Annotated in this window: 25 protein-coding genes, 4 tRNA genes, 2 rRNA genes and 1 pseudogene; 3 read left to right on the top strand and 29 right to left on the bottom strand. The window is 43.6% G+C overall.

The annotated features are described in order from the left end of the window. Nucleotides 1–49: 49 nt before the first annotated feature. From NF418_RS03515 to NF418_RS03435, 17 genes are all read right to left on the bottom strand, one after another. Nucleotides 50–778, bottom strand: a complete 729-nt coding sequence (locus NF418_RS03515; protein ID WP_256778458.1) for a MerR family transcriptional regulator — start codon at nt 776–778, stop codon at nt 50–52. Nucleotides 779–846: 68 nt separating this feature from the next. After that, nucleotides 847–1,545 (bottom strand): ion transporter, encoded by a 699-nt coding sequence (locus NF418_RS03510; protein WP_256778457.1) that lies wholly within the window; start codon nt 1,543–1,545, stop codon nt 847–849. A gap of 1 nt (nt 1,546) precedes the next feature. Beyond that, nucleotides 1,547–2,635, bottom strand: coding sequence for a nucleotidyltransferase (locus NF418_RS03505; protein ID WP_256778456.1), 1,089 nt, complete (start codon nt 2,633–2,635; stop codon nt 1,547–1,549). Further along, nucleotides 2,632–3,378: a class I SAM-dependent DNA methyltransferase gene (locus tag NF418_RS03500; protein WP_256778455.1), complete on the bottom strand. Its 747-nt coding sequence runs from the start codon at nt 3,376–3,378 to the stop codon at nt 2,632–2,634. Before NF418_RS03500 ends, NF418_RS03505 begins: the two co-directional genes overlap by 4 nt. Nucleotides 3,379–3,508: 130 nt before the next feature. Next, nucleotides 3,509–3,868: a ribosome silencing factor gene (rsfS, locus tag NF418_RS03495; protein WP_029177784.1), complete on the bottom strand. Its 360-nt coding sequence runs from the start codon at nt 3,866–3,868 to the stop codon at nt 3,509–3,511. 1 nt (nt 3,869) lies between these two features. Next, entirely contained in the window at nt 3,870–4,379 is a 510-nt protein-coding gene (locus NF418_RS03490; protein ID WP_256778454.1) for a cysteine hydrolase family protein, read from the bottom strand. Continuing rightward, nucleotides 4,376–4,831: a GNAT family N-acetyltransferase gene (locus tag NF418_RS03485; protein ID WP_256778453.1), complete on the bottom strand. Its 456-nt coding sequence runs from the start codon at nt 4,829–4,831 to the stop codon at nt 4,376–4,378. The genes NF418_RS03490 and NF418_RS03485 overlap by 4 nt, the downstream gene beginning before the upstream one ends. Next, a complete protein-coding gene (gene yqeK / locus NF418_RS03480; protein ID WP_256778452.1) occupies nt 4,828–5,421 on the bottom strand; it encodes a bis(5'-nucleosyl)-tetraphosphatase (symmetrical) YqeK in 594 nt (197 codons plus the stop codon). Before yqeK ends, NF418_RS03485 begins: the two co-directional genes overlap by 4 nt. Beyond that, complete coding sequence (locus NF418_RS03475) at nt 5,418–6,050, bottom strand: nicotinate-nucleotide adenylyltransferase (protein ID WP_004195296.1); 633 nt, start codon at nt 6,048–6,050, stop codon at nt 5,418–5,420. The genes yqeK and NF418_RS03475 overlap by 4 nt, the downstream gene beginning before the upstream one ends. A gap of 12 nt (nt 6,051–6,062) precedes the next feature. Then, on the bottom strand, nt 6,063–6,374 hold the full coding sequence (gene yhbY / locus NF418_RS03470; protein WP_256778451.1) for a ribosome assembly RNA-binding protein YhbY: 312 nt from the start codon (nt 6,372–6,374) through the stop codon (nt 6,063–6,065). 56 nt (nt 6,375–6,430) lie between these two features. Continuing rightward, nucleotides 6,431–7,537, bottom strand: coding sequence for a ribosome biogenesis GTPase YqeH (gene yqeH, locus NF418_RS03465; RefSeq protein ID WP_171999893.1), 1,107 nt, complete (start codon nt 7,535–7,537; stop codon nt 6,431–6,433). Continuing rightward, on the bottom strand, nt 7,538–8,065 hold the full coding sequence (locus tag NF418_RS03460) for a YqeG family HAD IIIA-type phosphatase (protein ID WP_373325943.1): 528 nt from the start codon (nt 8,063–8,065) through the stop codon (nt 7,538–7,540). Nucleotides 8,066–8,175: 110 nt separating this feature from the next. Next, nucleotides 8,176–8,874 carry an SEC10/PgrA surface exclusion domain-containing protein gene (locus tag NF418_RS03455; protein WP_256778449.1) on the bottom strand — a complete coding sequence of 233 codons (699 nt, stop codon included), beginning with the start codon at nt 8,872–8,874 and terminating at the stop codon, nt 8,176–8,178. Nucleotides 8,875–9,014: 140 nt separating this feature from the next. After that, entirely contained in the window at nt 9,015–9,644 is a 630-nt protein-coding gene (locus NF418_RS03450) for a copper homeostasis protein CutC (protein ID WP_256778448.1), read from the bottom strand. A 50-nt stretch (nt 9,645–9,694) separates the two neighbouring features. Beyond that, nucleotides 9,695–10,603: a DMT family transporter gene (locus NF418_RS03445; RefSeq protein ID WP_256778447.1), complete on the bottom strand. Its 909-nt coding sequence runs from the start codon at nt 10,601–10,603 to the stop codon at nt 9,695–9,697. A gap of 74 nt (nt 10,604–10,677) precedes the next feature. Next, entirely contained in the window at nt 10,678–12,159 is a 1,482-nt protein-coding gene (gene galT, locus NF418_RS03440; protein WP_256778446.1) for a UDP-glucose--hexose-1-phosphate uridylyltransferase, read from the bottom strand. Between the two features lie 9 nt (nt 12,160–12,168). Continuing rightward, on the bottom strand, nt 12,169–13,341 hold the full coding sequence (locus NF418_RS03435) for a galactokinase (protein ID WP_105207381.1): 1,173 nt from the start codon (nt 13,339–13,341) through the stop codon (nt 12,169–12,171). A gap of 132 nt (nt 13,342–13,473) precedes the next feature. Here NF418_RS03435 and NF418_RS03430 point away from each other — a divergent pair, with 132 nt between their 5' ends. Further along, nucleotides 13,474–14,472 (top strand): LacI family DNA-binding transcriptional regulator, encoded by a 999-nt coding sequence (locus tag NF418_RS03430; protein WP_256778445.1) that lies wholly within the window; start codon nt 13,474–13,476, stop codon nt 14,470–14,472. Between the two features lie 56 nt (nt 14,473–14,528). Here the strand turns inward: NF418_RS03430 and gatB are convergent, their stop codons facing one another. The 4 genes from gatB to NF418_RS03410 form a co-directional block, all read right to left on the bottom strand. Then, complete coding sequence (gene gatB / locus NF418_RS03425) at nt 14,529–15,968, bottom strand: Asp-tRNA(Asn)/Glu-tRNA(Gln) amidotransferase subunit GatB (RefSeq protein ID WP_256778444.1); 1,440 nt, start codon at nt 15,966–15,968, stop codon at nt 14,529–14,531. Further along, on the bottom strand, nt 15,968–17,434 hold the full coding sequence (gene gatA, locus NF418_RS03420) for an Asp-tRNA(Asn)/Glu-tRNA(Gln) amidotransferase subunit GatA (RefSeq protein WP_256778443.1): 1,467 nt from the start codon (nt 17,432–17,434) through the stop codon (nt 15,968–15,970). Before gatA ends, gatB begins: the two co-directional genes overlap by 1 nt. Next, on the bottom strand, nt 17,434–17,736 hold the full coding sequence (gene gatC / locus NF418_RS03415; protein ID WP_256778442.1) for an Asp-tRNA(Asn)/Glu-tRNA(Gln) amidotransferase subunit GatC: 303 nt from the start codon (nt 17,734–17,736) through the stop codon (nt 17,434–17,436). The genes gatA and gatC overlap by 1 nt, the downstream gene beginning before the upstream one ends. 198 nt (nt 17,737–17,934) lie before the next feature. Continuing rightward, nucleotides 17,935–19,149: a pyridoxal phosphate-dependent aminotransferase gene (locus NF418_RS03410; protein WP_171999902.1), complete on the bottom strand. Its 1,215-nt coding sequence runs from the start codon at nt 19,147–19,149 to the stop codon at nt 17,935–17,937. Nucleotides 19,150–19,291: 142 nt separating this feature from the next. Between NF418_RS03410 and NF418_RS03405 the strand changes: the two genes are divergently transcribed. Then, nucleotides 19,292–19,744 (top strand): universal stress protein, encoded by a 453-nt coding sequence (locus NF418_RS03405; protein ID WP_256778441.1) that lies wholly within the window; start codon nt 19,292–19,294, stop codon nt 19,742–19,744. A gap of 18 nt (nt 19,745–19,762) precedes the next feature. On the opposite strand, the pseudogene NF418_RS03400 reads toward NF418_RS03405, so the two are convergent. Then, nucleotides 19,763–21,128 (bottom strand): annotated as a pseudogene (locus NF418_RS03400) (Cof-type HAD-IIB family hydrolase). Between the two features lie 69 nt (nt 21,129–21,197). On the opposite strand from NF418_RS03400, the gene NF418_RS03395 reads away from it, so the two are divergent. Beyond that, nucleotides 21,198–22,157 carry an asparaginase gene (locus NF418_RS03395; RefSeq protein WP_256778440.1) on the top strand — a complete coding sequence of 320 codons (960 nt, stop codon included), beginning with the start codon at nt 21,198–21,200 and terminating at the stop codon, nt 22,155–22,157. 63 nt (nt 22,158–22,220) lie between these two features. Here the strand turns inward: NF418_RS03395 and recG are convergent, their stop codons facing one another. From recG to NF418_RS03360, 7 genes are all read right to left on the bottom strand, one after another. Then, nucleotides 22,221–24,239 (bottom strand): ATP-dependent DNA helicase RecG, encoded by a 2,019-nt coding sequence (gene recG / locus NF418_RS03390; protein WP_256778439.1) that lies wholly within the window; start codon nt 24,237–24,239, stop codon nt 22,221–22,223. A 412-nt stretch (nt 24,240–24,651) separates the two neighbouring features. Next, nucleotides 24,652–24,723, bottom strand: a tRNA-Glu gene (locus NF418_RS03385). A gap of 5 nt (nt 24,724–24,728) precedes the next feature. Then, a tRNA-Ile gene (locus tag NF418_RS03380) sits at nt 24,729–24,802 on the bottom strand. A gap of 35 nt (nt 24,803–24,837) precedes the next feature. Beyond that, nucleotides 24,838–24,908, bottom strand: a tRNA-Gly gene (locus NF418_RS03375). Nucleotides 24,909–24,913: 5 nt separating this feature from the next. Further along, nucleotides 24,914–24,986, bottom strand: a tRNA-Val gene (locus NF418_RS03370). Nucleotides 24,987–25,009: 23 nt separating this feature from the next. After that, nucleotides 25,010–25,125, bottom strand: a 5S ribosomal RNA gene (gene rrf / locus NF418_RS03365). An 86-nt stretch (nt 25,126–25,211) separates the two neighbouring features. After that, nucleotides 25,212–25,303: ribosomal RNA gene (locus tag NF418_RS03360) — 23S ribosomal RNA — on the bottom strand; the annotation flags it as partial.

Genomic DNA, 25,303 nt, shown 5'->3' with positions numbered 1-25,303 from the left:
ACGTTTTCATAACATCAAAAAAGCCTAGTTCTCACTAGACTTTCCTTATTTATTCTTTGCAATAGACTGCAATGGCTTGACTGACAAAGGCTGCTGTTCCTGGTCCACCTGCTCGGTCAATGTTGGCTGAAAATCGTTCATCTTCAACGTACATAAGACCTAGCCCCTGCAAGATTTCCTTGGTACAGGTGTAGAAGTTCTCTGTGATATAGGCCTGCAAGTTCGCTACCTGATCCTGTACATCTGGATGACCTGCTTCCAAGCTCTGCATTTTTCCAAAAGCTTCAAAAATAGCCTGCATCTCTTGGGCAAACGCTTGATCCTTACTGGCATCGTAACCTTCTTCAAACTCAGCATAGGCCGCGGTCTGTCCCCACCGCTCCTTGGCCTCCGCCTTGTAGGCTTCTAGTTGACTGCTGTCAAACGCGTGAAAGTCCATGACTTCTCCTCCTTTTTCTGTGAGCAATCTGGCGTGATTGATGATGCGGTCCAGCCGTTCCCTTTTGAGCTCTAAAAGGGTAATATGGTCCCGCAAGACCTGCTGACGATTGATCTCCGTCACATCCAGAAGCTGCTGAATATCTTTGAGAGGAAAGTCCAACTCACGAAATAATAAAATTTCTTGCAGACGAGTCAAATTTTCTTGATTATAGTAGCGATAACCATTTTCAGCCACAAATGCTGGTTTGAGCAAACCAATCTGGTCATAGTGGTGCAAGGTCCTCACCGTCAATCCTGTCAACTGACTGACCTGCTTTACCGTCCATTTTTCTGACATGGAAGCCTCCTCTCTATGCCCAGTATAAAGGATAACGTAAGGTTAGGGTCAAGGGAAAAATGAATTTTTTATCCCTTCTTTGTAATTTCATTCATATAGCCAGCCGTAATAATCCCCGCAGGTAGAGCAACAATCGCAATTCCAATTATCGAAGAAAACATTGTAATGATTTTTCCTAGTATTGTTGTTGCAAATATATCACCATAACCAACAGTAGTTAATGATATGGTCGCCCAATAAATCGCATCAAAAAATGTTTCAAAAGTATCAGGCTCAACCGAAAAAATCAATAAAGCAGTAAAGAAAATATAACCAACAGCCAGGCTTGCTACTAGCAATAATGACTCTTTTTGATTTTGCAAAACGTTCGTCAAAATCTGAATGTTTTTTGAATAGCGGATAACTTTGAAAACTCGAAGTACTCGCCCCATCCGTACAATTTTCAATAATCGAAGACTGTTATTAAAGTATAAAAAAGTCGGTAAAATGGACAATAAGTCCACTATGGCTAATAGGCTAAATGGGTAGAACAGAAATGATAGTTTTCCTTTTTGCAATTTGAAATCAGCTGTTAGTATTCTAAAAAGATAATCCAAGCAAAAAATAGCAGTCGAAATGTAATCCATTAACAAATGAAAAGAATTTGTATTCTTAGACATCAAAGGAATCAAACTAACCACTATTGCAAATAACATTATTAAGTTATAGCAACGTGACAATAAACTATCGTTATCATTTTCTAGAATACAAAATAATTTTTCCCTCATCTCACTCCACCCTCACCGGCACGCGCCCGTAGGTCTGCTCAGCCATTGCGTCAGCTCCCAGTTGATAGACCGCATCCGCCTGCTGGGTCAAGCTGTCCCAGGGCTCTTTGCCGATCCGCGTCACCAGGTCCACCCGCTCCTTGACGGTCTTGAGATAAGCCTGACCTAGAGCCGAGAAGCCTAGGACATGGACCGCATCTGGCAAGGGAGTTTCCACCGCATTGACCAGGATGTAGGTCAGCACCCGCCGCACTCTCGCCTTGGTGTAGCGCTTGGTCGCAACTGTATCCACTAATTCCTCCACGGTCGTTGCGCTCCCAATAGCAGAGCGGATACGACTGGCTAGTTCTTCGTTGACCTGAAAGACCTGACTGAGATCTCGGTGGGTCGCAATCTGGTAGCGGAGCAGCGGAAAATAATTTCTCCAGCTTACCTTGGTCGCCTCTTCAAAGAGACTGGCAGACGGTAAAAAGCCGCGAACCAAGTCCAGCTGGTCAGCACCCTTTCTGATAGCCGTCGCCGAGGCGTAGGACGTTTCCACCTCTTCCGAATGAAAACCAGCCCCCTGCCGTTGAACCGGGCTGAGCTGAATGCCTGTTCCAGCCACCGACTTAGCATAAGCCAGAGCCAGAATATGGTTGGGCGTATCACCTGTGAAGGTCAAACCTACAAATTCCTGCCACATGGCCTGGGTCTTCTGTGGATAAGAGAGATTGTCTGGCAAGTTTTTCACAAAATTTTCCATTTCCTCAGACTTATCCACATAGATATCCGCAATTTTCTGGTAATCCAGCATTTCTTCCGTACCGAAAACCAACTTTTCCACACCCATCTTGTGTAAAATATTGATTGCTCCCTTGGCAAAATGGTCAGCCGACTGGACAGATACCAAAAAGGGCATCTCGACAACAAGATCTGCCCCGTGTTCCAAAGCCATCTGAGCCCGTGTCCACTTATCCACAATGGCTGGCTCACCCCGTTGCATAAAATTGCCAGACATAACCACAATTTTCAAGCCTTCCGCCTGTTCCAGCAGGTACTTATGCCCCGTGTGAAAGGGATTGTATTCTGCTATTATCCCTGAAATCATGCCTTGACCGCCTTGAAAAACCACCGCTGGCTTGTTTCCGTAGGAGCCTCATCTTCAAAATCCGCAAAAACTTCCACAGACTTGAAACCAGCTTGTTTCAATAATTCCACATAGGTTTCAATCGGATAAGTCCGCTCTTCATGCACTTCATCTCGACGGATGAACCGTTCCTCGTCACCTTCCTCATCTTTGACAAAAAAGGTCAATTCATGAACGATAGAATGCACATGCTCACCCTCATAGGTATCCCATACAAAAGCAAAGTCCTCATAGTTTTCATGATAGCTGTAACCTGCAAAAACCTCCTCCATTTGATAAATAGAGTGAACATCAAAGAGGAAGGTACCACCTTGATTGAGAACAGAGTGAACCCCTTCAAAGACCCGCAAAACGGCTTCTCGGTCTGCCATATAGCAAAGGCTGTCCGAGTAACAGGTCACCGCATCGAAATCTCCCACACCTTCCAGAGCCATCATATCTGCTTGGGCCAGTTCCATCATGACACCAGCAGCTTCTGCTTTTTTCTGGGCCAATTCCAACATTTCATAGGACAAGTCCAAGCCTGTCACTTCATACCCCTTTTGAGCAAAGCGTACAGCCTGAATCCCTGTCCCACAGGCCAATTCTAAAATTGTCTTGGTATCTTGTGGCAGGTGCCGCAAGCTAAAATCTGTCCATTTATCATACAAGCTGTCATCCATGATTTCATCATAAACCGCCGCAAAGGTTTCATAAGTTGCCATAGTTTCCCATTTTTCCTTTCATAAAAAGCAGCCAATCGACTGCTTCATTAACTCATGCTGTGTTCAAGAAGTCATAGTTTTGAGTTGTTGACGAACCCTTTTTGACCAGTCAAGTTCTCGTCCACTCTCACTATTCCTCTTCTAAAAAGTCTGCGACTTCCAAGAAGCTGCCTTCATGCCATAATTTTTCAAGGTTGTAGAGGTCACGCATTTCTTCTGAGAAGATATGAACGACAACGCCTCCAAGGTCCAAAAGAACCCAGCCACCGTTACTATCACCTTCTACACGGCTACCCTTGATTCCAACTTCCGCTACCTTTTCACGGATGTTTTCCGCAATAGCCTCCAACTGGCGACTGTTCATGGAGCTGGCAATCACAAAGTAGTCTGTCAGGCTGGTCACGCCTTGAACATCAATTACAACAAGGTCCTCAGCTCGCTTGTCATCAGCAGCCTGAACCACAACTTTTACTAAATCTAGTTCTTTCATCTTATCCTCTAATTATATTTTCTAATTTATCCACCTGGGCAAAACTCCATGACCAGATAGTTTCATATTGACCAATCAGTTCCTTTGCTGGAAGATCTGCTGTATAGGGAGTAGTAGTTCCATCTTTGATGACCGCCACGGTGTAGCCCAATTCAAAGGCCACCTTGATAGTTGTATCAATACAGAAATTAGTTGACATGCCCATGACAATCAATCGCTCAATCCCTTGCTCATCAAGATAGGCTTGCAAGTTCGTATCCTTGAAGGCAGAACTGTACCTCTTGTCAACAATCTTCTCGCCAACCAAAGGAGCTACTGCTGGATGGACGCCCCAACCATGACTGCCTGTGGCAAATTCCTCGTCATTTTGACGGACATAGATAATCTCTATACCCGCTTGACGAGCTTTTGTGATGCTATCTTGCCAGAGGGCTAATCGCTCTTCAATGGCATAAGGTTTTTCCTCCACTAGAAGGTTTTGAATGTCAATGACTAACAATGCAGATTTCATAGCTTAACACCAGGCGTTTCCAAACGGAACACCAATTCCCTTTCTTCTTCAAGATCTAAGACAAAACCATTTTTCTCCAAGAGTCTTGCCATCTTTTGGTTGCCCTTGACATAGGAGACAATCAAATGATTGCAGACAGGGTGCTTCTGAGCCAGTTGAATAACAGCTTCCAAAGCTGCCTGACCATAGCCTTTCCCCTGAAATTCTTGACCAATCATAAACCGCCAGAGCATATACTGCTGGATGTCCTCATCAATATCAATCAAGGCAAAGCCAACAACCTGCTCATCTGCCCAGATGGCATAGGGAAAGACATCACCATTCATTCTGTATAGCCAGGCATCTGCCAAGGAACGCACGTTGGGAGCCACGAAGCCCTTATCTGCCTCGGCTACTGTCAAGTCCAAGACGGCTTGATAGGAACTTTCATCCACAGGTTTTAATACAATCATTCTTGCTCCTTCAAATATGTGACATGTCCATTATAAGTTTCCAAAGTTTGTGGATAAATGGGAACCCCCTTCTTGGCCAAGTAGGAAATGGTCTGGGCAGTTTCATAAGCTACCGCCTTGTCCAAGGACTCTTTTGCGATACGACGCGCCTCGTCCACCCCAGGAAAATCCCGATTGGGTTCGATGTAGTCCGCCACATAGAGTACTTTGTCCAGCAAGGTCATCTGCCCAGCACCAACGGTGTGTCGTTGAATGGCTTGGAAAATCTCCTCATCTTTCAAGCCAAAATCTTCTGCGATCTTATAGGCGCCAACTACACCATGCCAGATGTTATTATCCCAGTTGAGCAGGTCTCTATCCAAATCATACTTGGCAATCAAGTCCAGAAAGACTTGGTCTTCCACTTCCTTGGCATAATCATGCAAGAGTGCTGCCAGACTGGCTTTTTTCGGATCACAGCCATATTGGTCTGCCAAGGCAAGCGCCACCTCTTCCACACCCAAGACATGTTGAAAGCGCGCTGGCTTCATGGCTGCACGGATTTTTTCCAAAAGAGCCTGACGGTCAAATGTCAAATCTGCTGCAATCATTGGTAAAGTCCCTTTTCTTCGATATAGTCCAGAACTTCATGAGGCACCATAAAATTCGGCACTCGTCCTTGCTTGATAAAACTACGCACCATGCTGGAGGAAATGTCCATCAAGGGTACATCTACCCAGATAACCGGATAGGACGTCCCCGCCTTATAACGAGGACGCTGGACACCAACAAACTGCACCAACTGGACCAATTCATCAATCCTGTGCCATTTTGGAAGGTAGTCTACCATATCTGCACCGATGATGAAATAATAATCTGTATCAGGATTTTTTTCCTTCAACAATTTCATGGTGTCGTAGGTATAGCTGACACCACGGCGTTCCAATTCAATGGTTTCAATCCCCAAGCCCTCAATACCTGCAATAGCCATCTTGAGCATGGAATAGCGATGGTATTCGTCAATGGTTTCTTTTTTATCCACATGCGGCGGAATGAATTCTGGCATGAGCAAGACTTGATCCAGCTTCAACTGTTGACGGACCTGGTCTGCCACAATCAAATGAGCATTGTGGACAGGGTTGAAATTCCCACCCAGAATCCCCACTTGTTTGCGATTGGTTTCTTTCTTTTCAACCTCTAATTCAACCTTGGTAAAGGGTGTTAAGAGTTCAATAGCCATAGGCTCTCCTTCTTAGATTTCTTTGACCTGTTTGGAAATTTTACGGTTCTCTTTCTTGCTAGATTGTTTGAATAAAATCAAGATGCGACCGATTTTTTGGACCGTATCCACACCGATTTCTTCTTCCAAGATTTCTGCTACTTCGTGGATGGTTTCATCCGTATTTTGTAGCAAGGTCACCTTGATCAATTCACGCGCGTCCAGCGCCTGACGAACACTGGTTTTAATCTGGTCATTTAGACCATTTTTCCCAATCTGAATAATGGGTTTGAGACTATGTGCCTGACTGTTCAAAAAGGCACGTTGTTTTGAAGTTAATGACATCTATTTTTCCTATGTTTCTATATTTATTGGCTAAAAAATGTAAGCAATGTGTACATCTAAATAATAGCCTTGCGAATGACCACATCCACACCCTTAGGTGCCCAGGCAGCAATCTTGGCCTTTTCATTGACACGAATCCAACCAAGACCTGAGAAAACCACATCCGTCTTCTCGTTGATGGTAAATTCATGACGGACCAATTCAGGAAATTCTTTCAATTCCTTGCTAGTTGGTGGCACTAAAAGTGTGCCCGCATGTTTCTGGTAAAATTCACTAGCTCCCTGCAACTTGGTACGGTGGAGCTGCAATTCATTGTCAAAGAAGGCCGTAAAGCCTTGGCGTTCACCAGCTACAAAATCAAATCGTCCCAGACCAGCCAAGAACAAGGTTTGTTCTGGATTGAGCTGGTAGGTCTTTGGCTTGATTTCCTTGCGAGGGCTGATGTACTTGAGGTTTTTAGCCGTCAAATAATGGGCCATCTGGTGACGGTGGATAATTCCTGGCGTGTCATATATGTATGAACCATCATCCAGAGGAATTTCAATCTTATCCAGCGTCGTTCCAGGGAAACGTGAAGTCGTAATGACATCCTTGTCCCCTGTGATTTCTTGAATAATAGCGTTAATCAAGGTTGACTTGCCGACATTGGTCACGCCGACCACATAGACATCTCGTCCCTTGCGGTGCTGTTCAATCTTCTCAATCAAATCTTTGATAGCCTGCTTGTTTTGGGCTGAAGTCAAGACCACATCAACTGGTCGCATACCGATTTCATGTGCCCGCTCGGTCAACCACTGAGTAACCTTGCCTGTCTTGACAGACTTGGGTAAAATATCCTGCTTGTTGCCGACCAACAACACATCATTGCCTGAAATAAAGCGAGGTAAACCTGGAATGACCGAACCATTGAAATCAAAAATATCAATGACATTAACCACCAAGGCATCGCTTTCTCCTACGCTATGGAGGAGTTTCAAGAAGTCGTCATCTGAAATATTGACATCTGAAATCTCATTGTAATGGCGCAAACGGAAACAACGTTGGCAGTAGAGTTGCCCTGTTTCCAGACCTTTTTCTAGGGCTGATTGAGGTGTAAAACCAGCGACAGCCTTATCCGTCGTCTGAATCTGGGCACCACAGCCGATACAAAATAATTCTTCCACTTACATCTCCCTCTTGTAGTCTATCGCTCCATATTGGGCGATAATTTTCTTCATGGTCCGTCGCTCACGCCAACGGTTAATCTGCGTATTGATCGAATCTGTCTGAATCAAGGGTTTGACCAGTACAGACTTAAGCCCAGCTCGCTTAGCAGCCCGAATGTCCGTCATCAGTTGATCTCCAATCATGACTACCTCATGCGGCTGGACATCAAAGCGTTTTAAAGCACGGTTCATCCCAAAGGTGAAAGGCTTGAGCGCAAAGGCTTCAAATTCAATCCCAAAAGGTGCAACTGCACGTTTAACCCGCTCATATTTGTTGTTGGAAACCACCACAACGGGAATGCCTACGGCCTGTAAATCCTGTAACCACTGGCGCATCTCTGGCGTACCATCGGGATTATTCCAAGCAATCAAGGTATTATCCAAGTCAACAAACACTACTTTTATGCCATGTTTTTTCAAGCTTTCGACGGTCACGTCATAAGCCTTTTCCAAGGCAAAATCCGGCATGTAATTTTCTAAACTCACTGTCGTCTCCAAAGTTTTTTATCAGATAATTATACCATTTTTCTAGGAAAAAGGCGAATAGATAGCCAAAAGGAAAACACCCGGTGGAACCGAGTGCCTATTCTACGAACCTATTTATTTTCTAAAATCCAATCCTTAGGAATGAAAATCATATGGGTCAACAACCAATCAATATCCAGTGAGTATTTTGAAAAGGCAAACCCAATTTCCTCAACCCCTGATTCTTCCTTGTCTAAGCCCAAAATAATTGCAGCATGACCATAATCAGCATGACTATCATCAAATAGACGCCAAGTCAGTGCCTTGTAAAGCAATTCTTTAGCATCGTATAATGTGTAACTCTCCTTATACTCTGAGAAAGCCAAACAGTCTTTTCCTTTAGGTTCTACGCCCTTAATTTTAGCGATTGCAATTAAGCTATCATAATTATGGAAACGAAGCGAATTATTCAATGACTCAGCTAAACTTTTAGCATAATCAATGGCTAAATCACTCACTTCAACTGCCACACTACCAAGTTGCTCTCTCAAAGGATTGATAAGTGTAGATGCATAATTAGCTAATTCTACGCGAATATGACTATCCAAATCTTCTATATTGGAAAGAGCAATTTCCTTGTCCTCTTCACAACCAACATAGGTATTGAGTGCTAGACCTTCTTCGCCGCGCACCTCGATTTGGTCATCTATCCCCTCTTTGCCAGCTTCTAAATAAGCCTGCAAGCTAGCAACGTAGCCTTCTGGTAACACAATCTGATCTAAGCCAGCATGCTTTGTGAGGATTGCATCAGTCTCCACTAAATTCTTCATGGGCGACTCCCTTCATGTCATGATATTATTACCTTATTATTTTAACAACATTTTAGGGATTTGTAAACCTTTTCAATTCATTATATTTTTATCAGTAATTTTCTGTAAGTATTTTCAAAAACAATGATAGCATAATTGAATCACCAAAACAATCGAGTTCCATGAAACTGGTCGACAGGTAATTTTTCTAACAAATCAGGTACATTGTCCACTGTCAAGCCACCACCAATCAAGATTTCAATTTTACCTTGTGCATAGGCGACAATTTCCTGTAACCATTCCACATTGTTCAAGGCAGACCCCGTCAAACTGCCTCTTGTCAAAATCCGAGTCACCCCATGGGATGCTAACCAATCAATGGCTTCAAACTGGCGTTCTTTAGGAATTTGGTCAAAAGCCATATGAAAGACAATTTGACAGCCTTGCGATTCCGCAAACAACCTATCTAGTGCTACTTCATCCAACCACTTTTCCTCTGTCAAGGCACCGTAGACCAAACCATCTGAACCCAGCTCTTTAGCTACTTTGCAATCTTCCAGCATCATCTCAAGCTCTAGCGCATCGTAGCAAAAATCACCACCACGAGGGCGAATCATGGTCATGACTGTGGCTTCATTCTTATGAGCCAGTTGACAAACATGTTTGACCACTCCATAACTTGGTGTCGTCCCTCCGACAGCCAAGTTATCGCAAAGTTCAATCCGTTGGGCCCCCATTGAGATAGCTTTAGCAACATCTACATGGTTTTCAGAACAAAATTCTTTTATCATGGTCATTCCTCTCGAAGTCTTTTTCTTAAGTATAACAAAAAAAGAGTATATTAACCAATACTCTTTTCAGAAATAACGACATCCTTTAATGATATGAGAAGGACTGCTGATAAAATCATGGCCATGCCCAGAAAATCAATCGGATAAAAACGTTCATTGACCAACCAGACCGCAAAAAATACGGAGGCAATTGGCTCAATAGAAGCTAAAAGGCTACCATTTACCGGACCAACCATACTAACACCTTTGAGAAAAGCCGTATAGGCAAAGATGGTCCCAACACCGACAATCCCCAGTAAGCCCAATAGACTACCACCATCAAGCGGTAGATTGCCCTGCCAAGTTTGTAAGCCAAGCGTAACCACAAAGCCGCCCAGCAGCATGCCCAGCCCTATCACCACCATACTGCCGTATTGACGAATCAGTTTTCCTGGCAAAATAATATAGAGTGCATAAGTAAAGGCAGAGAAGATTCCCCAGAACAAACCAATTGGTGTCACAGCCAACTCATCCAATTTACCATGAGTTGCAATTAAAAATGTACCTGCGACAGCCAAAACAATTGAAACCAACTCAATTCCTGATGGCTTTTCCCTATTTTTCAAACAAGTATAGGCCAATACCAAGACAGGACAAAGATATTGTAAAACCGTAGCTGTTCCTGCATTTGTATAGTAAATCGCTTGAAGGTAGGCCATTTGATTGAGTACCAAACCAAGCATAGCAAAGACAAAAATTCCTAACAAAGCCCGTTTGCTCTTTATGACCTTAATTAGCTGCTCTCTGGCTGTCAAATAGGCTAGCCCGAGCAGGAAAACACCGGATACCATCAACCGAAGGGAGGTAATCATATCCACCGATACACCACGTGACATCAAGTACTGCCCACTTACCCCCGAAAGTCCCCAAGCTATCCCTGCAACTAAAGTTATCAAGGTTCCCAATCTTTTTTCTGCCATCCTATCTCCTTTTCACAATGCGAATATTCCTATTATACCAAAAGAGCAGGACACCGTCCCACTCTTTGCTGTCATTATTGTTTGAGGCCCACAAATTCCACAAATCGCATAAAGGCTGCTTGACCTTCTGGAGTGCGTTTGTAGACACCTGCATCTTCTAGGACACGGGCGAAAATTTGTCCGACAGAGGCTCGAATGATTTCTTCAGCCCTTTCTTCTGTCACATCTGGATGCTCAGCCTTCAACCTATCCGCCCAAGGCTGATGATAGTCAGCCACCTGACTGTCTTGACCTAGTAAGTATTTTTTGACTTCAGCCAATTCTGCCTTCAAACGTGGAGGCAAAATCGCCAAGCCCATGACCTCAATCAAGCCGATATTTTCTTTCTTGATGTGTTGCACATCTGGGTGTGGATGATAGATGCCATCCGGAAACTCTTCTGAAGTCTGATTGTCGCGGAGAACCAAATCCAGCTCGTACAAGTCCCCTCGTTTCCGAGCAATAGGAGTGATGGTATGATGGGGAGTTCCATCCGTCTCAGCCTTAATCTGAACGCTATCATCTGAGTAGCTCCGCCATTTTTCTAAAATCTTAGTCGCTAAACCAAGAAGCGATGGCTTATCCGCTGAACTCAAGCGAATCACCGACATAGGCCACTTGACAAGGCCAGCAGATACGGACTCAAAGCCCTCAAAGACCAGCTGACGCTCAATCGGCGCCTTTTCCATGGCAAAACTGTGCCGCCCACCCTGATAGTGATTGTGGGTCAAGATGGAGCCACCCGAAATTGGTAGGTCAGAGTTGGAACCGACAAAATAATCTGGAAAGATGTCAAGCAAGTCCAAAAGCTGTTCAAAGGTTTGAGGACTGATGACCATAGGAACATGCTCTTGGTTCAAGAAAATAGCATGTTCATTGTAGTAAGCATAGGGCGAATACTGGAAACCCCACTGTTCCTGTCCAAGATCTAAGCGAATAATGCGGTGGTTGGCGCGTGCGGGATGATTGATGCGGCCTTGGTAGCCCTCGTTTTCCATACAAAGCAGGCACTGAGGGTAGTTAGAAGCCTTTGCCAAGCGAGCCGCCGCAATAGCCTTAGGATCCTTCTCTGGTTTGGACAGATTGATGGTAATTTCTAGGTTACCATAGTCTGTCGGTGTTTGATAATAGATATTTTTGGCAACAGCAGCCACCTTGATGTAGTCATTGCGCTTGCTCAAGGCATAGAAATCTGCCACAGCCTGCTCTGGGCTGTCCTGGTAGGTCTGCCAGAAATCACGATTGACCTGACTAGGACTAGGCGTGATTAAGTCCATCAAACAAGCCCCGACCATGTCCTGCTCTTCCAACAATTCTCCCACAAATCCAGTTCGAACCCCGTGAGCCAATAGTTCTTCCTTGAGTTCAATCAAGTCTGTTAGCTCTGTTTGGACAGTCAAAACTTGCTCACCTACTAAGGCTAAAACCCGATTTCGCAGGTAAAGAGCATCCATTTCCTCAAAATCACTGTTGGCAATAACCTGCTCAACAAAACGATCCACCAATCCAGCCATCATTTCTCCAATCTATTTTCGAGATAAAACGCGAGAGCCTCCAGCAATCTCCGCTACATAGAAGCTTGGTTCATATCCAACCACTTCAGTATAGGTCTTGCCGACATTTTCCGTGAAGGCTTCAACCTTATCCTTGTGGACAATGGCAATACCACAACCGCCGAAACCTGCACCTGTCATCCGAGCACCAAGAACTCCTTCTTGCTCCCAAGCTGTGTGAGCCAAGGTATCCAATTCCAAACCTGTCACTTCATAATCATGTTCCAAGGAAACATGGGAAGCATTGACCAAACGACCAAAGGTTGCCAAATCCCCTTCTTCCAAGGCCTTACGCGCCTGCAAGGTCCGTTGGTTTTCCAAAACAGCATGGCGGGCACGCTTGATGCGGTTATCATCTTTGATTAAGTAACTATATTGGTCAAAGGTCCACTCATCCAATTCACCTAGAGTTTGAATAGTCAAGACTGCATTCAATTCTTCCACAGCTTTTTCACATTCCGCACGGCGCTCGTTGTACTTAGAATCCGCCAATTCACGACGTTTGTTGGTATTCATGATGACGATCACATGGTCTCCCAAATCCAATGGCACCAATTCATATTCAAGCGTATTGGTATCCAGATAAATGGCACGTTGGTCCGCTCCCATACCAATCGCAAACTGGTCCATGATGCCAGAATTGACACCGATAAAGTGATTTTCCGTTTGTTTCCCAATTTTCACCAAATCAAGACGCGTCAACTCAAGACCGTACAATTCTTCTGCGATAATGCCGATCAAGAGTTCCAAGGAAGCTGATGAAGACAAGCCTGAACCATTTGGAATATTACCGTAAACAAAGACTTCCATACCTGTATCAATGGTATGCCCAGCTTCTTGCAAGAACTTGAGAACACCCTTAGCATAGTTGGTCCAGTTGTCCGCCTTATCAAAGACCAAGTTGTTCAAATCCACTTCGATAATTCCAAGCTCTTCAAAGTTTGCAGAATAGAAGCGCAAAACTTGGTCATCACGTTTGCGAGCAGCACCGTAAGTCCCTAAGGTAATGGCTGCTGGAAAGACATGACCACCGTTGTAGTCTGTATGCTCACCAATCAGGTTAATCCGCCCAGGTGAGAAGAAAGTCGCATCCGCCTCTTGACCAAACACATCGAGAAAGGCTTGCTTGAGTTGTTCTATGTTCATAAGAACCTCCTTGATTTTGTAATCGTTTTCTTTTATTGTACAACTTTAAAATATAAAAGTCAATATATTTACTAAAAATTTACTAATTTTGCATTTTATGCTATACTAGATACAAATAGATAGGAGAATCCCATGGTTACCATTAAAGACATCGCTGAAAAGGCTCAATTATCATCTGCCACCATTTCCCGCGTACTCAAGAACGACCTGACCCTATCCGTCAGCCAAGAAACCCGCGACCGCATTTTCAACTTGGCACAAGAATTGGGCTACACCAAACACATCAAAAAACAAGCACCTCAACCCAAGGGCACCATCGGCATTGTCCAATGGTACACTGAGAGCGAAGAGCTGGCTGACCTCTACTATTACTCCATCCGTGCCAGCATCGAGCAAACTGCCAGCCTCTTGGGCTACCAAATCGTCCGCTCCTTCAACGACTTGACCAATCCCCTCCTCCAAGATGTTGACGGCATCATCGCGGTTGGTAAGTTTTCTTCTGGGCAAATAGCAGAGCTATCTAGCCTGTCTTCAAAAATCATTTTTGTGGATTCTGATACACTGACTGAGGGATTTTCCTGCGTCACGACTGACTTTGAACACTCTGTTCAGACAGTTATTGACCACTTCCGTGCACAAGGTCTGACAGGCATTGGCCTATTGGTCGGACAGGAGGAAACCACAGACGGCAACCAACTGCCAACAGATCCCCGCCTGACTGCCTTTCGTGACTACCTGGACACCTTGGGCATGCTCCAAGAAGACTACATCTACCAAGGAAAATTCTCAACCCAGTCAGGATATGAGCTGATGAGCCAGGCTATTTCCGACCTGGGCGACCAACTACCCCCTGCCTTTTTCATGGCAAATGATACCCTTGCAGTCGGTGCCTTGCGTGCTTTACAAGAACGTCAAATCGCAGTGCCAGAAAGAGTTCAACTCATCACCTTTAACGATACAGCCATCACCCGTCAGGTCTATCCTGCCCTGTCTTCCATCAGCGTCTTCACCGAGGAAATGGGCCAGGAAGCCATGCAGCTGCTGGACCGTGTGATTGCTAGTCCGCAGCCCCACCATCCCCGTAAAATTAAGCTAGGAACCCAGCTGGTAATACGCGAGAGTTCTTACTAAAAGTGCATAAGAAAAACCGAGAGTTCTGATGAATTCTCGGTTTTGTTCTGTTTATTTTAGTCTAACAACTTAGCCAATTCCTGTGCCAATAGTTGTTGTGCAACTTGCGGGTTAGCTTGTCCCTTAGTCGCTTTCATCAAGAAACCTGTAAAGGCCTTGTCCGCATTGCGTTTGCCAGACTTGAAGTCAGCTACAGCCGCTTCATTATCCGCAAAGACTTGGTGGATAATCGGAATGAGGACAGCTGGATCTGAAATCTGTACCAAGCCAGCTTTCTCAACGTAAGCCTTAGCAGAGCCACCTTCTTTCGCCAAGTGAACAAAGACTTTCTTGGCGATTTTAGATGAAATAGTGCCATCCGCAATCAAAGCTATCATCTCAACCAAGTTTTCAGGTGTTAAGGCGATTTGCTCAATAGTCTTACCTTCAGCATTGAGGAACTGAGCCACTTCACCCTGCAACCAGTTAGACACTTGTTTAGCATCGCCACCTGCTGCCACTGCTGCTTCAAAGAAGTCAGACAAGGCCTTGGTAGACGTCAACTGACCAGCATCATAGGCAGTCAAGCCCAAGCTTTCCACATAGTGAGCACGGCGAGCCTTTGGAAAGACTGGTAATTCTGCGCGCACTTCCTCAATCCAGTTATCGTCAATCTCATAGAGTGGCAGGTCTGGCTCTGGGAAGTAACGGTAGTCCGCTGAACCTTCTTTGACACGCATGAGAATAGTTTCCCCAGTAGATTCATCGTAACGGCGAGTTTCCTGCTGGATTTGACCACCTGAACGCAAGATTTTCGCCTGACGCTCAACTTCGTGTTGCAAGCCCTTGCGAACATAGTTGAAGGAGTTGAGGTTTTTCAACTCAGTCTTGGTACCAAATTTCTCCCGACCATAGGGACGAAGGGAAATATTGGCATCCACGCGCATAGAACCTTCTTCCATCTTGACATCTGAAATGCCAGTGTATTGGATAATTTCTTTAAGGGCTGTCAAGTAGGCATAGGCCTCCTCAGGCGAACGCATATCTGCTTCTGATACAATCTCAATCAAGGGCACGCCCTGACGGTTGAGGTCTACATAAGAGTAGCCGTCTGTCCCGTGGGTATTCTTACCAGCATCCTCTTCCAAATGCGCACGCTCGATACGGATTTTCTTGGTTGAACCATCTTCTAGCTCAATCTCAATCCAGCCATTGTAGCCAATCGGCTCGTCAAACTGGGAGATCTGATAGGCTTTAGGATTATCAGGATAGAAATAGTTCTTACGGTCAAAATGCATTTCCTTGTGAATATCCATGTTCAAGGCCAAGGCAGCTTTAATCCCAGCATCCACAACACCCTTATTAAGAACAGGAAGGACGCCTGGGAAGGACCAGTCAATTACGTTGGTATTGGCATTTGGATCCTCACCAAAATGCGCAGATGAAGGTGAGAAAATTTTCGAGTTGGTATTCAACTCCACATGGACTTCTAGACCAATAATCGTTTCAAAGTTCATTAGTTGGCACCTCCAAAAATCACTGGTTGTTGCTTATGGTAATCTGTTGTCGCTTCAAAGGCCGCAGCCACTTGGTAAATGGTCTCTTCTGAATATTTTGGACCAATCAACTGCAAACCGACTGGCAAGCCTTCTACAAAACCAGCAGGAATAGAAAGACCAGGAAGACCTGCCAAGTTTACAGGAATTGTTAACAAGTCCGCCAAGTACATAGCCACAGGGTCATGGTTGAGCGTGTCCAAACCAAAGGCAACCGTCGGAGCTGTCGGCCCCAAAATCAAGTCATAGTCTGCAAAGACCTTTTCAAAATCTTGGATAATCAAGGTCCGCACCTGGCCAGCCTTCTTGAAGTAGGCATCGTAGTAACCAGATGACAAGCTAAATGTACCTAACATAATACGACGTTTGACTTCCTCACCAAAACCTTGGCTACGGGTTTTCACGTAAATCTCATCCAAGTTTGTCGCATCTTCTGCACGGAAACCATAGCGGATACCGTCAAAACGTTGCAAGTTAGAAGATGCCTCTGATGAAGCAATGATGTAGTAAACAGCAACCCCATACTTAGAATGTGGCAGACTAACTTCTTCAATGATTGCCCCCAAGCTTTCCAAGTGCTTAGCCGCCTTGAGAATAGTTTCCTTGACCTGCGGATCAATCCCTTCGCCCATGTATTCTTTCGGCAAAGCAATTTTCATGCCTTTAATGTCTTGACCAATCTTGCTAGTAAAGTCAGCAATTTCATTGATCGTTGATGTTGCATCCTTGATATCATGACCAGAGATGACATTGAGCAACTGGGCATTTTCCTTAACCGTCTGTGAGAATGGACCAATTTGGTCAAGAGATGAACCAAAGGCAATCAGACCAAAACGTGACACCGTTCCATAGGTCGGTTTCATACCGACGATACCATTAAAGGCTGCTGGCTGACGAATGGAACCACCTGTGTCAGACCCGAGTGACAAACGGACCTGACCAGCAGCAACTGCAGCTGCCGAACCACCTGAAGAACCACCGGGAACTTTTGTCTGGTCCCAAGCATTTTTAGTCGGTTTGAAGGCAGAGTTCTCATTAGAACCTCCCATGGCAAACTCATCCATGTTGGTCTTACCAACAACAATCATATCCTTGGCATAGGCTTGGGAAACTGATGTCGCATCGAAAATCGGCTCGTAGTTATAGAGCATTTTTGAAGCTGCCGTGGTCAAAATCCCCTTAGTAGAGATATTGTCCTTGACTGCCAAAGGAATCCCTGCCATAACATTGTCCGCATCAATCCCTTTTTCATCAAGGGCAGCAGCCTGCGCCAAGGCCGCATCTTCTGTGATAGTCAAGAAAGCATCCACTGCTCCCTCACGGCTCTTAATGTCTTCCAAGGTTGCCTTGGTCAACTCAACCGCAGAAATCTCCTTTTTGACAAGGAGGTCATGCAATTCATCAATGGTTTTATTGTTAAACGTCATTAGGCATCTCCTCCCCCGTCTAGAATAGCTGGTACCTTGATAAAGTTATCTTGGGCTTCAGGCACATTTTTAAAGAGCTCCTCACGGCTCTCACCTTTTTGGGCAATATCTGCTCGCAAGACATTCTTACGGTCAGCCATAGTGGTCGTTACCGCAACACCTGTCGTATCTACTTCATTGAGCAATTCAACCATATCGACAATCTTGCTCAAACTTGTCGCAAATTCCGCTGTTTCATGGTCCGAAAATTCCAGCTTAGACAGCTTGGCAACGTGACGGACTTCAGCTTCAGAAATCTTCATTCTTACTTTCCTCCTATTGGAAATCTATCTTCTCATTATACCATATTTCCAGCCTCACACAAAGGTAGGTACAGCCTTGTAGTTTATTTTTTTACTAAAAATAGCTACCGGTGCATCTTTAGTTACACAAATTGATAAGCTAATCAAACAAACACTACACGAGCATATGAAAAGAGCTGACTTGCATCAGCTCCAATTTTATCTACGATATTGACGTAAAAAACGGGTCATCTTTTCTTGAATTTCAGCTAATTCATCAACACGTGGAAGGTAAACGATACGGAAATGGTCCGGATCCTTCCAGTTAAAGCCTCGACCATGAACAAGCAAGACTTTCTCCTGTTTTAAGAAATCCAAGACAAACTGCTCATCATCGTCCACTCGATACATCTCACGATCAATTTTAGGAAAGACATATAATCCCGCCTTGGGTTTAACTGCTGATAAGCCAGGGATATCATTGATAGCTTTAGTAATGAATTCACGTTGTTCATACAAGCGACCACCAGGCATCAAAAGTTCATCAACTGACTGATACCCTCCCAAGGATGTTTGAACAACCTGTTGTGCCAATACGTTCGAACACAAACGCATATTGGACAACATATTCAATCCTTCGATATAACCTTTTACGTGTTTCTTAGGACCGGACAAGACCATCCAACCCACACGGAAACCACAGATTCGGTGGGATTTGGACAAACCATTCATGGTCACGACAAACAAGTCAGGTGCTAAGGTAGCAATCGGAATATGAACCGCACCGTCAAAGACCATCCGATCGTAAATCTCGTCAGAGAAAATAATCAATTCATGCCTGCGAGCAATATCAATAATCCCCTCCAAAATTTCTTTCGGATAAAGGGCACCTGTTGGATTATTCGGATTAATCAAGACAATGGCCTTGGTCCGCGAAGTTACCTTAGACTCCATATCGGCCAAGTCTGGATACCAGTCTGCCGCCTCATCACAAACGTAATGTACAGCCTTACCACCAGCCAAGCTTACTGCCGCAGTCCAAAGTGGATAGTCCGGCATGGGTACCAATACCTCATCACCATTGTCTAGCAAGCCTTGCATTGACATAACAATCAGCTCACTCACACCATTTCCAAGATAAATATCTTCAATATCCACATTTGGAAACTTTTTCAATTGACAGTACTGCATGATTGCCTTGCGCGCTGAGAAAATCCCCTTACTATTTGAATAACCTTCAGACTTCCTAGCATTATGGATCAGGTCACGAATAACTTCATCAGGTGCTGTAAAGCCAAACTCAGCTGGATTACCTGTATTCAAACGTAAAATTTGCTCTCCGTTGGCCCGCATTCGCATAGCTTCTTCTAAAACTGGGCCACGAATATCATAGGCTACATCATCTAATTTACTTGATTTATTAAATTGTTTCATGTCGTTACCTCGACTTTCTTCTGCATTCTATTTTACTTTAAATACAAGAAAATCTCAAGAATACCTTTACTTTTTCTATCAAAAGACTTATAATATAGATGTAATATTAACTTGTTATTAATGATTGAAAGGAGTGATTATTATGACACAATCTTACCAAACAATTCTTGTTGCAGTAGATGGTTCAAAAGGAGCTGAGCTAGCTCTACATAAGGCTATCCACGTCGCCAAGCGCAACCAAGCTCGACTTGTCATTGCCCATGTCATTGATACACGCGCCCTTCATAATGTTGTCGCATTTGATGCTTCCGTCTACGAATCTCTAGAAAAAGAAGCTGAGTTACTCCTAGAAGAATACAAGCAAGAGGCCATGAATGCTGGTCTAAAAGATGTTCAAATCCGCATTGAATTCGGTAATCCTAAAACGATTTTGGCTACGGACATTCCAAAAGAAACAGGTGCAGACCTCATGCTCCTTGGTGCAACAGGATTAAACGCTTTTGAACGCCTCCTAATAGGTTCATCATCTGAATACATCCTCCGTCACGCAACAATCGATTTACTCATTGTACGTGACAGTGAAAAAATTCTATAACACCACAAAAGACTTGACCTATGAATCAAGTCTTTTCATTTGTCTTTCAAGTTCTTCAGCAATCCTATTTTCCGGCGCAAACTTCTCTTCCCAATCATCAGGTTTTAAGATTTTATGTGTAATCGGATCAAAATGCGCCTTTCCATCTGGAAAAACTTTTCCCATATTTGCAGCGTGTACCAAGTCAAAAATGGGAGCTGGATCAACCCCCATCAAAACAAACGAGCCATAGGTAAAATACAAAATATCTAGCAAGGCGTCTACTTGGTTTTGTAAGGAAATACTAGCTGATCTCTTGTCCGAAATTTTTTGAGCTGCCTTGTCTAAGTCCTTATGTAGCTGGCTTAAGCCTTCTTGGAAAATTTCCTCACTTTCAGAAGCAGCATGGAGAAACTCAAGAATTTCTTCTAGCTTGAATCCAGATCTATGGAGCGCTGTCTTCCTATCATACTCTTTAGGAAACTCCTGAGTCCTGCCATCCATTAAGGCATGGAAAGCTTTTACCTTATTGAAATTTGTATCCTTACTTTGAAACATTACTTCCCTCAATAACACCAAAATGAACCAAGGCTTTATATATACCATCGCGGTTATTGGTATCTGTCACAAAAGCTGCAACATCTTTTACCTTTTTAGTACCATTCCCCATCGCAACCGAGTACTTTATTTCTTTTAACATCTCATAGTCATTGTTAGAATCACCGAAAACAATAATTTCATCTAAGGTCAATTGGTACCTCTGTGCAAGGATCAAAATACCTGATAGTTTCGAACTACCCTTGCTAATGATATCTGTTGCATAAGGGCTAGAACGAGTAAAAGATAAATCTTCGAACTGAGATTCCAAGTCTCTAGTTTCCCTCTCTGTCATTAACATCATCAACTGATATATTGGTTGAGAGAGGCAGCCTTTTAAATCAAGATCTTTCTGTGGTCTCAATTTCCGAATAAGACGATTAAAGATGAAATTGACAAAACCAGCCCAGGACTGTGGAATCATCCGAGTAAGGCGATAAGCAAAGTGACCAGTTCCCATACTCATAATCCTGCTTCCAACCACACCTTTGGCCGTTCCCAAGGATAGATCCTTTTGTTTCTTCCGTGCATAATTCAGGATTGCTTGGATCTGTTGAACTTCTAAGACACGACTGTAAATAACTTCTTCTCTAGAAAAAATATATTGACCATTATAGGTAATTCCAATGTCCAACCCTAAACTAGCCATGTATTGCAAAACAAAACGTGGATCTCGACCAGTAGCTACACCAACCAATACCCCTTTCTTTTTCAGGTAATTAATGGCTGAGATTGTTGACTTACTAACTGTGCGACTATCTGTCAATAATGTCCCATCAATATCAAAAAATACAGCTCTAATTGTCAACCATCTCACCACCTTTCTTAGAATTGTGTTACAATTAGTATAACACAAATTGAAAGAAACAGAAAATTTATGAAAAAAATTCTCGCCCTACACACAGGTGGAACTATTTCCATGCAAGCCGACCAAGAAGGCCATGTGACAAGCAGTCAAATCAATCCAATGACTCAAATCGACACACCCATTGAAGAAATACAAGTCACATCCATCGATTTTCTCAATGTTCCAAGCCCCCATATCCGTTTGGAACACATGATGACCCTCTATCAGAAAATCAAGGCTGAACAAGCAAACTTTGATGGATTTGTCATTACCCACGGCACCGACACACTTGAAGAAACAGCCTATTTTCTCGATACCATGGCCATTCCTGAAAAACCAATCGTGTTAACTGGGGCCATGCGTTCATCCAATGAACTTGGTAGCGACGGAGTTTACAACTACCAAACAGCCCTCCGTGTCGCAGCGGATGAAAAGTCTGCAGACAAGGGAGTCCTGGTCGTTATGAATGATGAAATTCATGCTGCCAAGTATGTCACCAAGACTCATACAACCAACGTATCTACCTTCCAGACACCAACCCACGGACCACTTGGACTGGTTACCAAGCGTGAAATTCTATATTTTAAAACTGCAGAACCACGAGTTCGCTTTGACTTATCAGCTATATCAGGAACAGTTCCAATTATCAAGGCCTATGCAGACATGGACTCTGTTCTCCTTGATTCACTCTCACATTCAGCCATTTCAGGCTTGGTCATCGAAGCACTTGGAGCAGGAAACCTCCCACCAACCATCCTTCCTGCCATCCAAAAACTTCTTCATCAAAACATCCCTGTCGTTCTAGTTTCTCGTTGCTTTAACGGCATTGCCGAACCCGTTTACGCCTATCAAGGCGGTGGCATTCAGCTAGAACAAGAAGGCATCCTCTTTGTCAAAGAATTAAATGCACAAAAAGCTCGCCTGAAACTACTAATTGCTCTCAATGTCGGCTTAAAAGGACAAGCCTTAGCTGACTACATCCAAGGCTAATCACAACTGCATGCTTAAAACTACAAAAGACCGAACAGTCGGTCTTTTTTCAATCTTTCAAATTTAATCCAATTCTTTCTTATCCTTCAAATGTTTCAGCAAAACTGACCAGTTTGGATTTTTCTGCCAATTTTTTTCACTGACAATCTGACTAGCAACCCGTCTAGCCTCCTCTAGGATTGGATAATCTTCAACTATATTTGCTACCTGAAATTCTGGCAAACCTGATTGACGGGTTCCAAAAATTTCACCAGACCCACGCATTTTCAAATCTGCTTCAGCCAGTATAAAACCATCTGTGGTTTCAGTCATAATTTTCATGCGTTCCTTGCCCGACTCTGTTTTAGGATTAGCAACCAAAATAGCGTAGGACTGCTTATGCCCACGCCCAACACGCCCCCTCAACTGATGAAGCTGACTTAAACCAAAACGGTCGGCATCCATAATAACCATAACTGTTGCATTAGGGACATTGACACCGACTTCAATAACGGTTGTCGAAACCAAAATATCCGTCTTTTGCTCCTTAAAAGCCTGCATAATGGAATCTTTTTCTTCATTTTTCATCTTACCATGTAGCAAATCCACAGTAAACTGTCCACCAAAATGAGCTTGTAACTCAGCTTGTAAGTCAATGGCATTTTTCAAATCCAAGGCCTCAGATTCTTCGATTAAAGGAGAAATAAAATAAACTTGAGCTCCCTTTTTTAATTCCTTTTCAAGCCATTCTAAAACGGTAGGCAACTGCTGATGCTTGACCCAGCGAGTAATAATAGGTTTACGCCCAGCAGGTAATTGGTTGATAATAGAAACATCCATATCTCCAAAGGCCGTTATAGCCAAGGTTCTAGGAATAGGCGTTGCTGTCATCATGAGGACATCAGGATTATCACCCTTTTCACGAAATAAGCGACGTTGCTTGACACCAAAGCGGTGCTGTTCATCCGTCACAACAAGCCCCAGTTTGTGATACACTACCCCCTCTTGTATCAATGCATGGGTACCAACTATCATCTGAACACGCCCATCAGCAATCGCCTCTAATGCAGTCCTACGCTCAGCAACCTTCATCCCACCGGTTAAGAGCGCAATCGATAAATCTGGGAATAACTGGCACAAACTCTCAAAATGCTGTTCTGCCAAAATTTCTGTTGGAACCATAATAGCCGCTTGCATACCAGCACTTACCGCTGCCAACATCGCCAAGCCTGCAACTACTGTCTTACCAGACCCCACATCTCCCTGCAACAAGCGGTTCATATGGAGAGAAGCCCCCATATCAGCCAAAATTTCTTCCAAAGCAGTTAGTTGCGCGTCCGTCAAAAGAAAAGGTAGTTTCGCAATTTGCCTTTCTAATTCTACCTTATCAAAATCAATCTTCAAACCACTAGAAAGATCACGGTTCCCAGCTTTCAACAATTGCAATTGTAACTGGAAATAAAATAATTCTTCAAACTTAATACGGCGCAGGGCTTGACGATATTCATCCAGATTAGAGGGAAAATGCATAGCAAAAACTGCCTGCTTTCGATTTAGAAGTCGATACTTCTCCAATAAAACTACCGGCAAATTCTCATTCAACAAATCCAAATAACCATGGTCAATCGCTGATCTAATAGCTTTGACCAACTGAGATTGAGAAATACCTTGTGCCACATGATAGACCGGCTGTAAATCCTCAGCTACTTGAGCCAACAACTTCATACCAGTCAAACTAGCCTTTGCCTTATCCCACTTACCCCAGATTGCAACGTCCTGCCCCAAAACAATCTTATCAGCTAAATATGGCTGATTAAAAAAAGAAACCGACAGAACTATCTCTCCCTGCTTAATCGAGAAACGAAGCCGATTCCTCTTATAGCCATAGTATTGCACATTAGCTGGAGATACCACACTACCTACAACTACAGCCTTTTCACCATCTTGCAAATCTAAAATAGACTTACTTTCAAAATCCTCATATCTAAATGGATAATAAGTTAATAACTGCTCAATAGTCACAAGATCTAATTTCAAAAATTTCTCAGCTGATTTTGGACCAATTCCTGGCAAAACCGCTAATTCATCTGATAATTTTTTCATACATCTATTATACCAACAAAAACAATAGAAAACACCATATATTGCACACGATTCAAGGCAGCCATTCAAATTTTTCAGTTAGAATGACCTACTCTATAATAGGTCCCTACATTTATATAGTTTAAAAAAACAGTACATTTTTATTTAATGTATCTATGGAATATTCATTACTTAAGTAAGTACAATTTCCAAAATTTCCCGCAACACCATCTATCAAGGGATAAATTAAAAGAGAATACTAGTTAGCTATACCACCTAAAATCCAAGTGCCAAGCATTCGGGTTTAGGACCTATAAGTACATAAAACGAAGAAATATATAGCTTTAGAAATCAAAAAAGAGAGAACGAATTTCGTTCTCTCAAAAAGTTAGATTAAACCTAAATTTTTTGTAATAAAAACATATAAAAACTATAGTCCGTACGGGATTCGAACCCGTGTTACCGCCGTGAAAAGGCGGTGTCTTAACCCCTTGACCAACGGACCATATATGGGCACGAGTGGAATCGAACCACCGACCTCACGCTTATCAGGCGTGCGCTCTAACCATCTGAGCTACGCGCCCAAACAAATGTTTGGGGATGAACATATTAAGTTCAAAGCGGGTGACGAGAATCGAACTCGCGACAACAGCTTGGAAGGCTGTAGTTTTACCACTAAACTACACCCGCTTAAATGGGAGTTAACGGGATCGAACCGCTGACCCTCTGCTTGTAAGGCAGATGCTCTCCCAGCTGAGCTAAACTCCCATTTGGAGATTTCTCTCCAATTTGCTAAGCGACTACCGTATCTCACAGGGGGCAACCCCCAACTACTTCAGGCGTTCTAGGGCTTAACTTCTGTGTTCGGCATGGGAACAGGTGTATCTCCTAGGCTATCGTCACTTAACTAATGAGTCTTGTCAACTCAAAATTGAATATCTATATTCTAACAAGAAATCGATCGCTTGTCAATATTGACTCTAGTTTATTTCTTTGGATAAGTCCTCGAGCGATTAGTATTGGTCCGCTACATGTGTCGCCACACTTCCACTTCCAACCTATCTACCTGATCATCTCTCAGGGCT

Source organism: Streptococcus suis (assembly GCF_024509555.1).
GTDB lineage: Bacteria > Bacillota > Bacilli > Lactobacillales > Streptococcaceae > Streptococcus > Streptococcus suis_AD.
The sequence above is the reverse complement of the archived record's forward strand: the minus strand, read 5'-3'. Positions and strand labels throughout refer to the sequence as shown.

What these genes read in the sequence shown, in the direction of transcription:
- NF418_RS03515 (WP_256778458.1), bottom strand. Translation starts at nt 778, where the DNA reads ATGTCAGAAAAATGGACGGTAAAGCAGGTCAGTCAGTTGACAGGATTG.
- NF418_RS03510 (WP_256778457.1), bottom strand. Translation starts at nt 1,545, where the DNA reads ATGAGGGAAAAATTATTTTGTATTCTAGAAAATGATAACGATAGTTTA.
- NF418_RS03505 (WP_256778456.1), bottom strand. Translation starts at nt 2,635, where the DNA reads ATGATTTCAGGGATAATAGCAGAATACAATCCCTTTCACACGGGGCAT.
- NF418_RS03500 (WP_256778455.1), bottom strand. Translation starts at nt 3,378, where the DNA reads ATGGCAACTTATGAAACCTTTGCGGCGGTTTATGATGAAATCATGGAT.
- rsfS (WP_029177784.1), bottom strand. Translation starts at nt 3,868, where the DNA reads ATGAAAGAACTAGATTTAGTAAAAGTTGTGGTTCAGGCTGCTGATGAC.
- NF418_RS03490 (WP_256778454.1), bottom strand. Translation starts at nt 4,379, where the DNA reads ATGAAATCTGCATTGTTAGTCATTGACATTCAAAACCTTCTAGTGGAG.
- NF418_RS03485 (WP_256778453.1), bottom strand. Translation starts at nt 4,831, where the DNA reads ATGATTGTATTAAAACCTGTGGATGAAAGTTCCTATCAAGCCGTCTTG.
- yqeK (WP_256778452.1), bottom strand. Translation starts at nt 5,421, where the DNA reads ATGATTGCAGCAGATTTGACATTTGACCGTCAGGCTCTTTTGGAAAAA.
- NF418_RS03475 (WP_004195296.1), bottom strand. Translation starts at nt 6,050, where the DNA reads ATGGCTATTGAACTCTTAACACCCTTTACCAAGGTTGAATTAGAGGTT.
- yhbY (WP_256778451.1), bottom strand. Translation starts at nt 6,374, where the DNA reads ATGTCATTAACTTCAAAACAACGTGCCTTTTTGAACAGTCAGGCACAT.
- NF418_RS03455 (WP_256778449.1), bottom strand. Translation starts at nt 8,874, where the DNA reads ATGAAGAATTTAGTGGAGACTGATGCAATCCTCACAAAGCATGCTGGC.
- NF418_RS03450 (WP_256778448.1), bottom strand. Translation starts at nt 9,644, where the DNA reads ATGATAAAAGAATTTTGTTCTGAAAACCATGTAGATGTTGCTAAAGCT.
- NF418_RS03445 (WP_256778447.1), bottom strand. Translation starts at nt 10,603, where the DNA reads ATGGCAGAAAAAAGATTGGGAACCTTGATAACTTTAGTTGCAGGGATA.
- galT (WP_256778446.1), bottom strand. Translation starts at nt 12,159, where the DNA reads ATGATGGCTGGATTGGTGGATCGTTTTGTTGAGCAGGTTATTGCCAAC.
- NF418_RS03435 (WP_105207381.1), bottom strand. Translation starts at nt 13,341, where the DNA reads ATGAACATAGAACAACTCAAGCAAGCCTTTCTCGATGTGTTTGGTCAA.
- NF418_RS03430 (WP_256778445.1), top strand. Translation starts at nt 13,474, where the DNA reads ATGGTTACCATTAAAGACATCGCTGAAAAGGCTCAATTATCATCTGCC.
- gatB (WP_256778444.1), bottom strand. Translation starts at nt 15,968, where the DNA reads ATGAACTTTGAAACGATTATTGGTCTAGAAGTCCATGTGGAGTTGAAT.
- gatA (WP_256778443.1), bottom strand. Translation starts at nt 17,434, where the DNA reads ATGACGTTTAACAATAAAACCATTGATGAATTGCATGACCTCCTTGTC.
- gatC (WP_256778442.1), bottom strand. Translation starts at nt 17,736, where the DNA reads ATGAAGATTTCTGAAGCTGAAGTCCGTCACGTTGCCAAGCTGTCTAAG.
- NF418_RS03410 (WP_171999902.1), bottom strand. Translation starts at nt 19,149, where the DNA reads ATGAAACAATTTAATAAATCAAGTAAATTAGATGATGTAGCCTATGAT.
- NF418_RS03405 (WP_256778441.1), top strand. Translation starts at nt 19,292, where the DNA reads ATGACACAATCTTACCAAACAATTCTTGTTGCAGTAGATGGTTCAAAA.
- NF418_RS03395 (WP_256778440.1), top strand. Translation starts at nt 21,198, where the DNA reads ATGAAAAAAATTCTCGCCCTACACACAGGTGGAACTATTTCCATGCAA.
- recG (WP_256778439.1), bottom strand. Translation starts at nt 24,239, where the DNA reads ATGAAAAAATTATCAGATGAATTAGCGGTTTTGCCAGGAATTGGTCCA.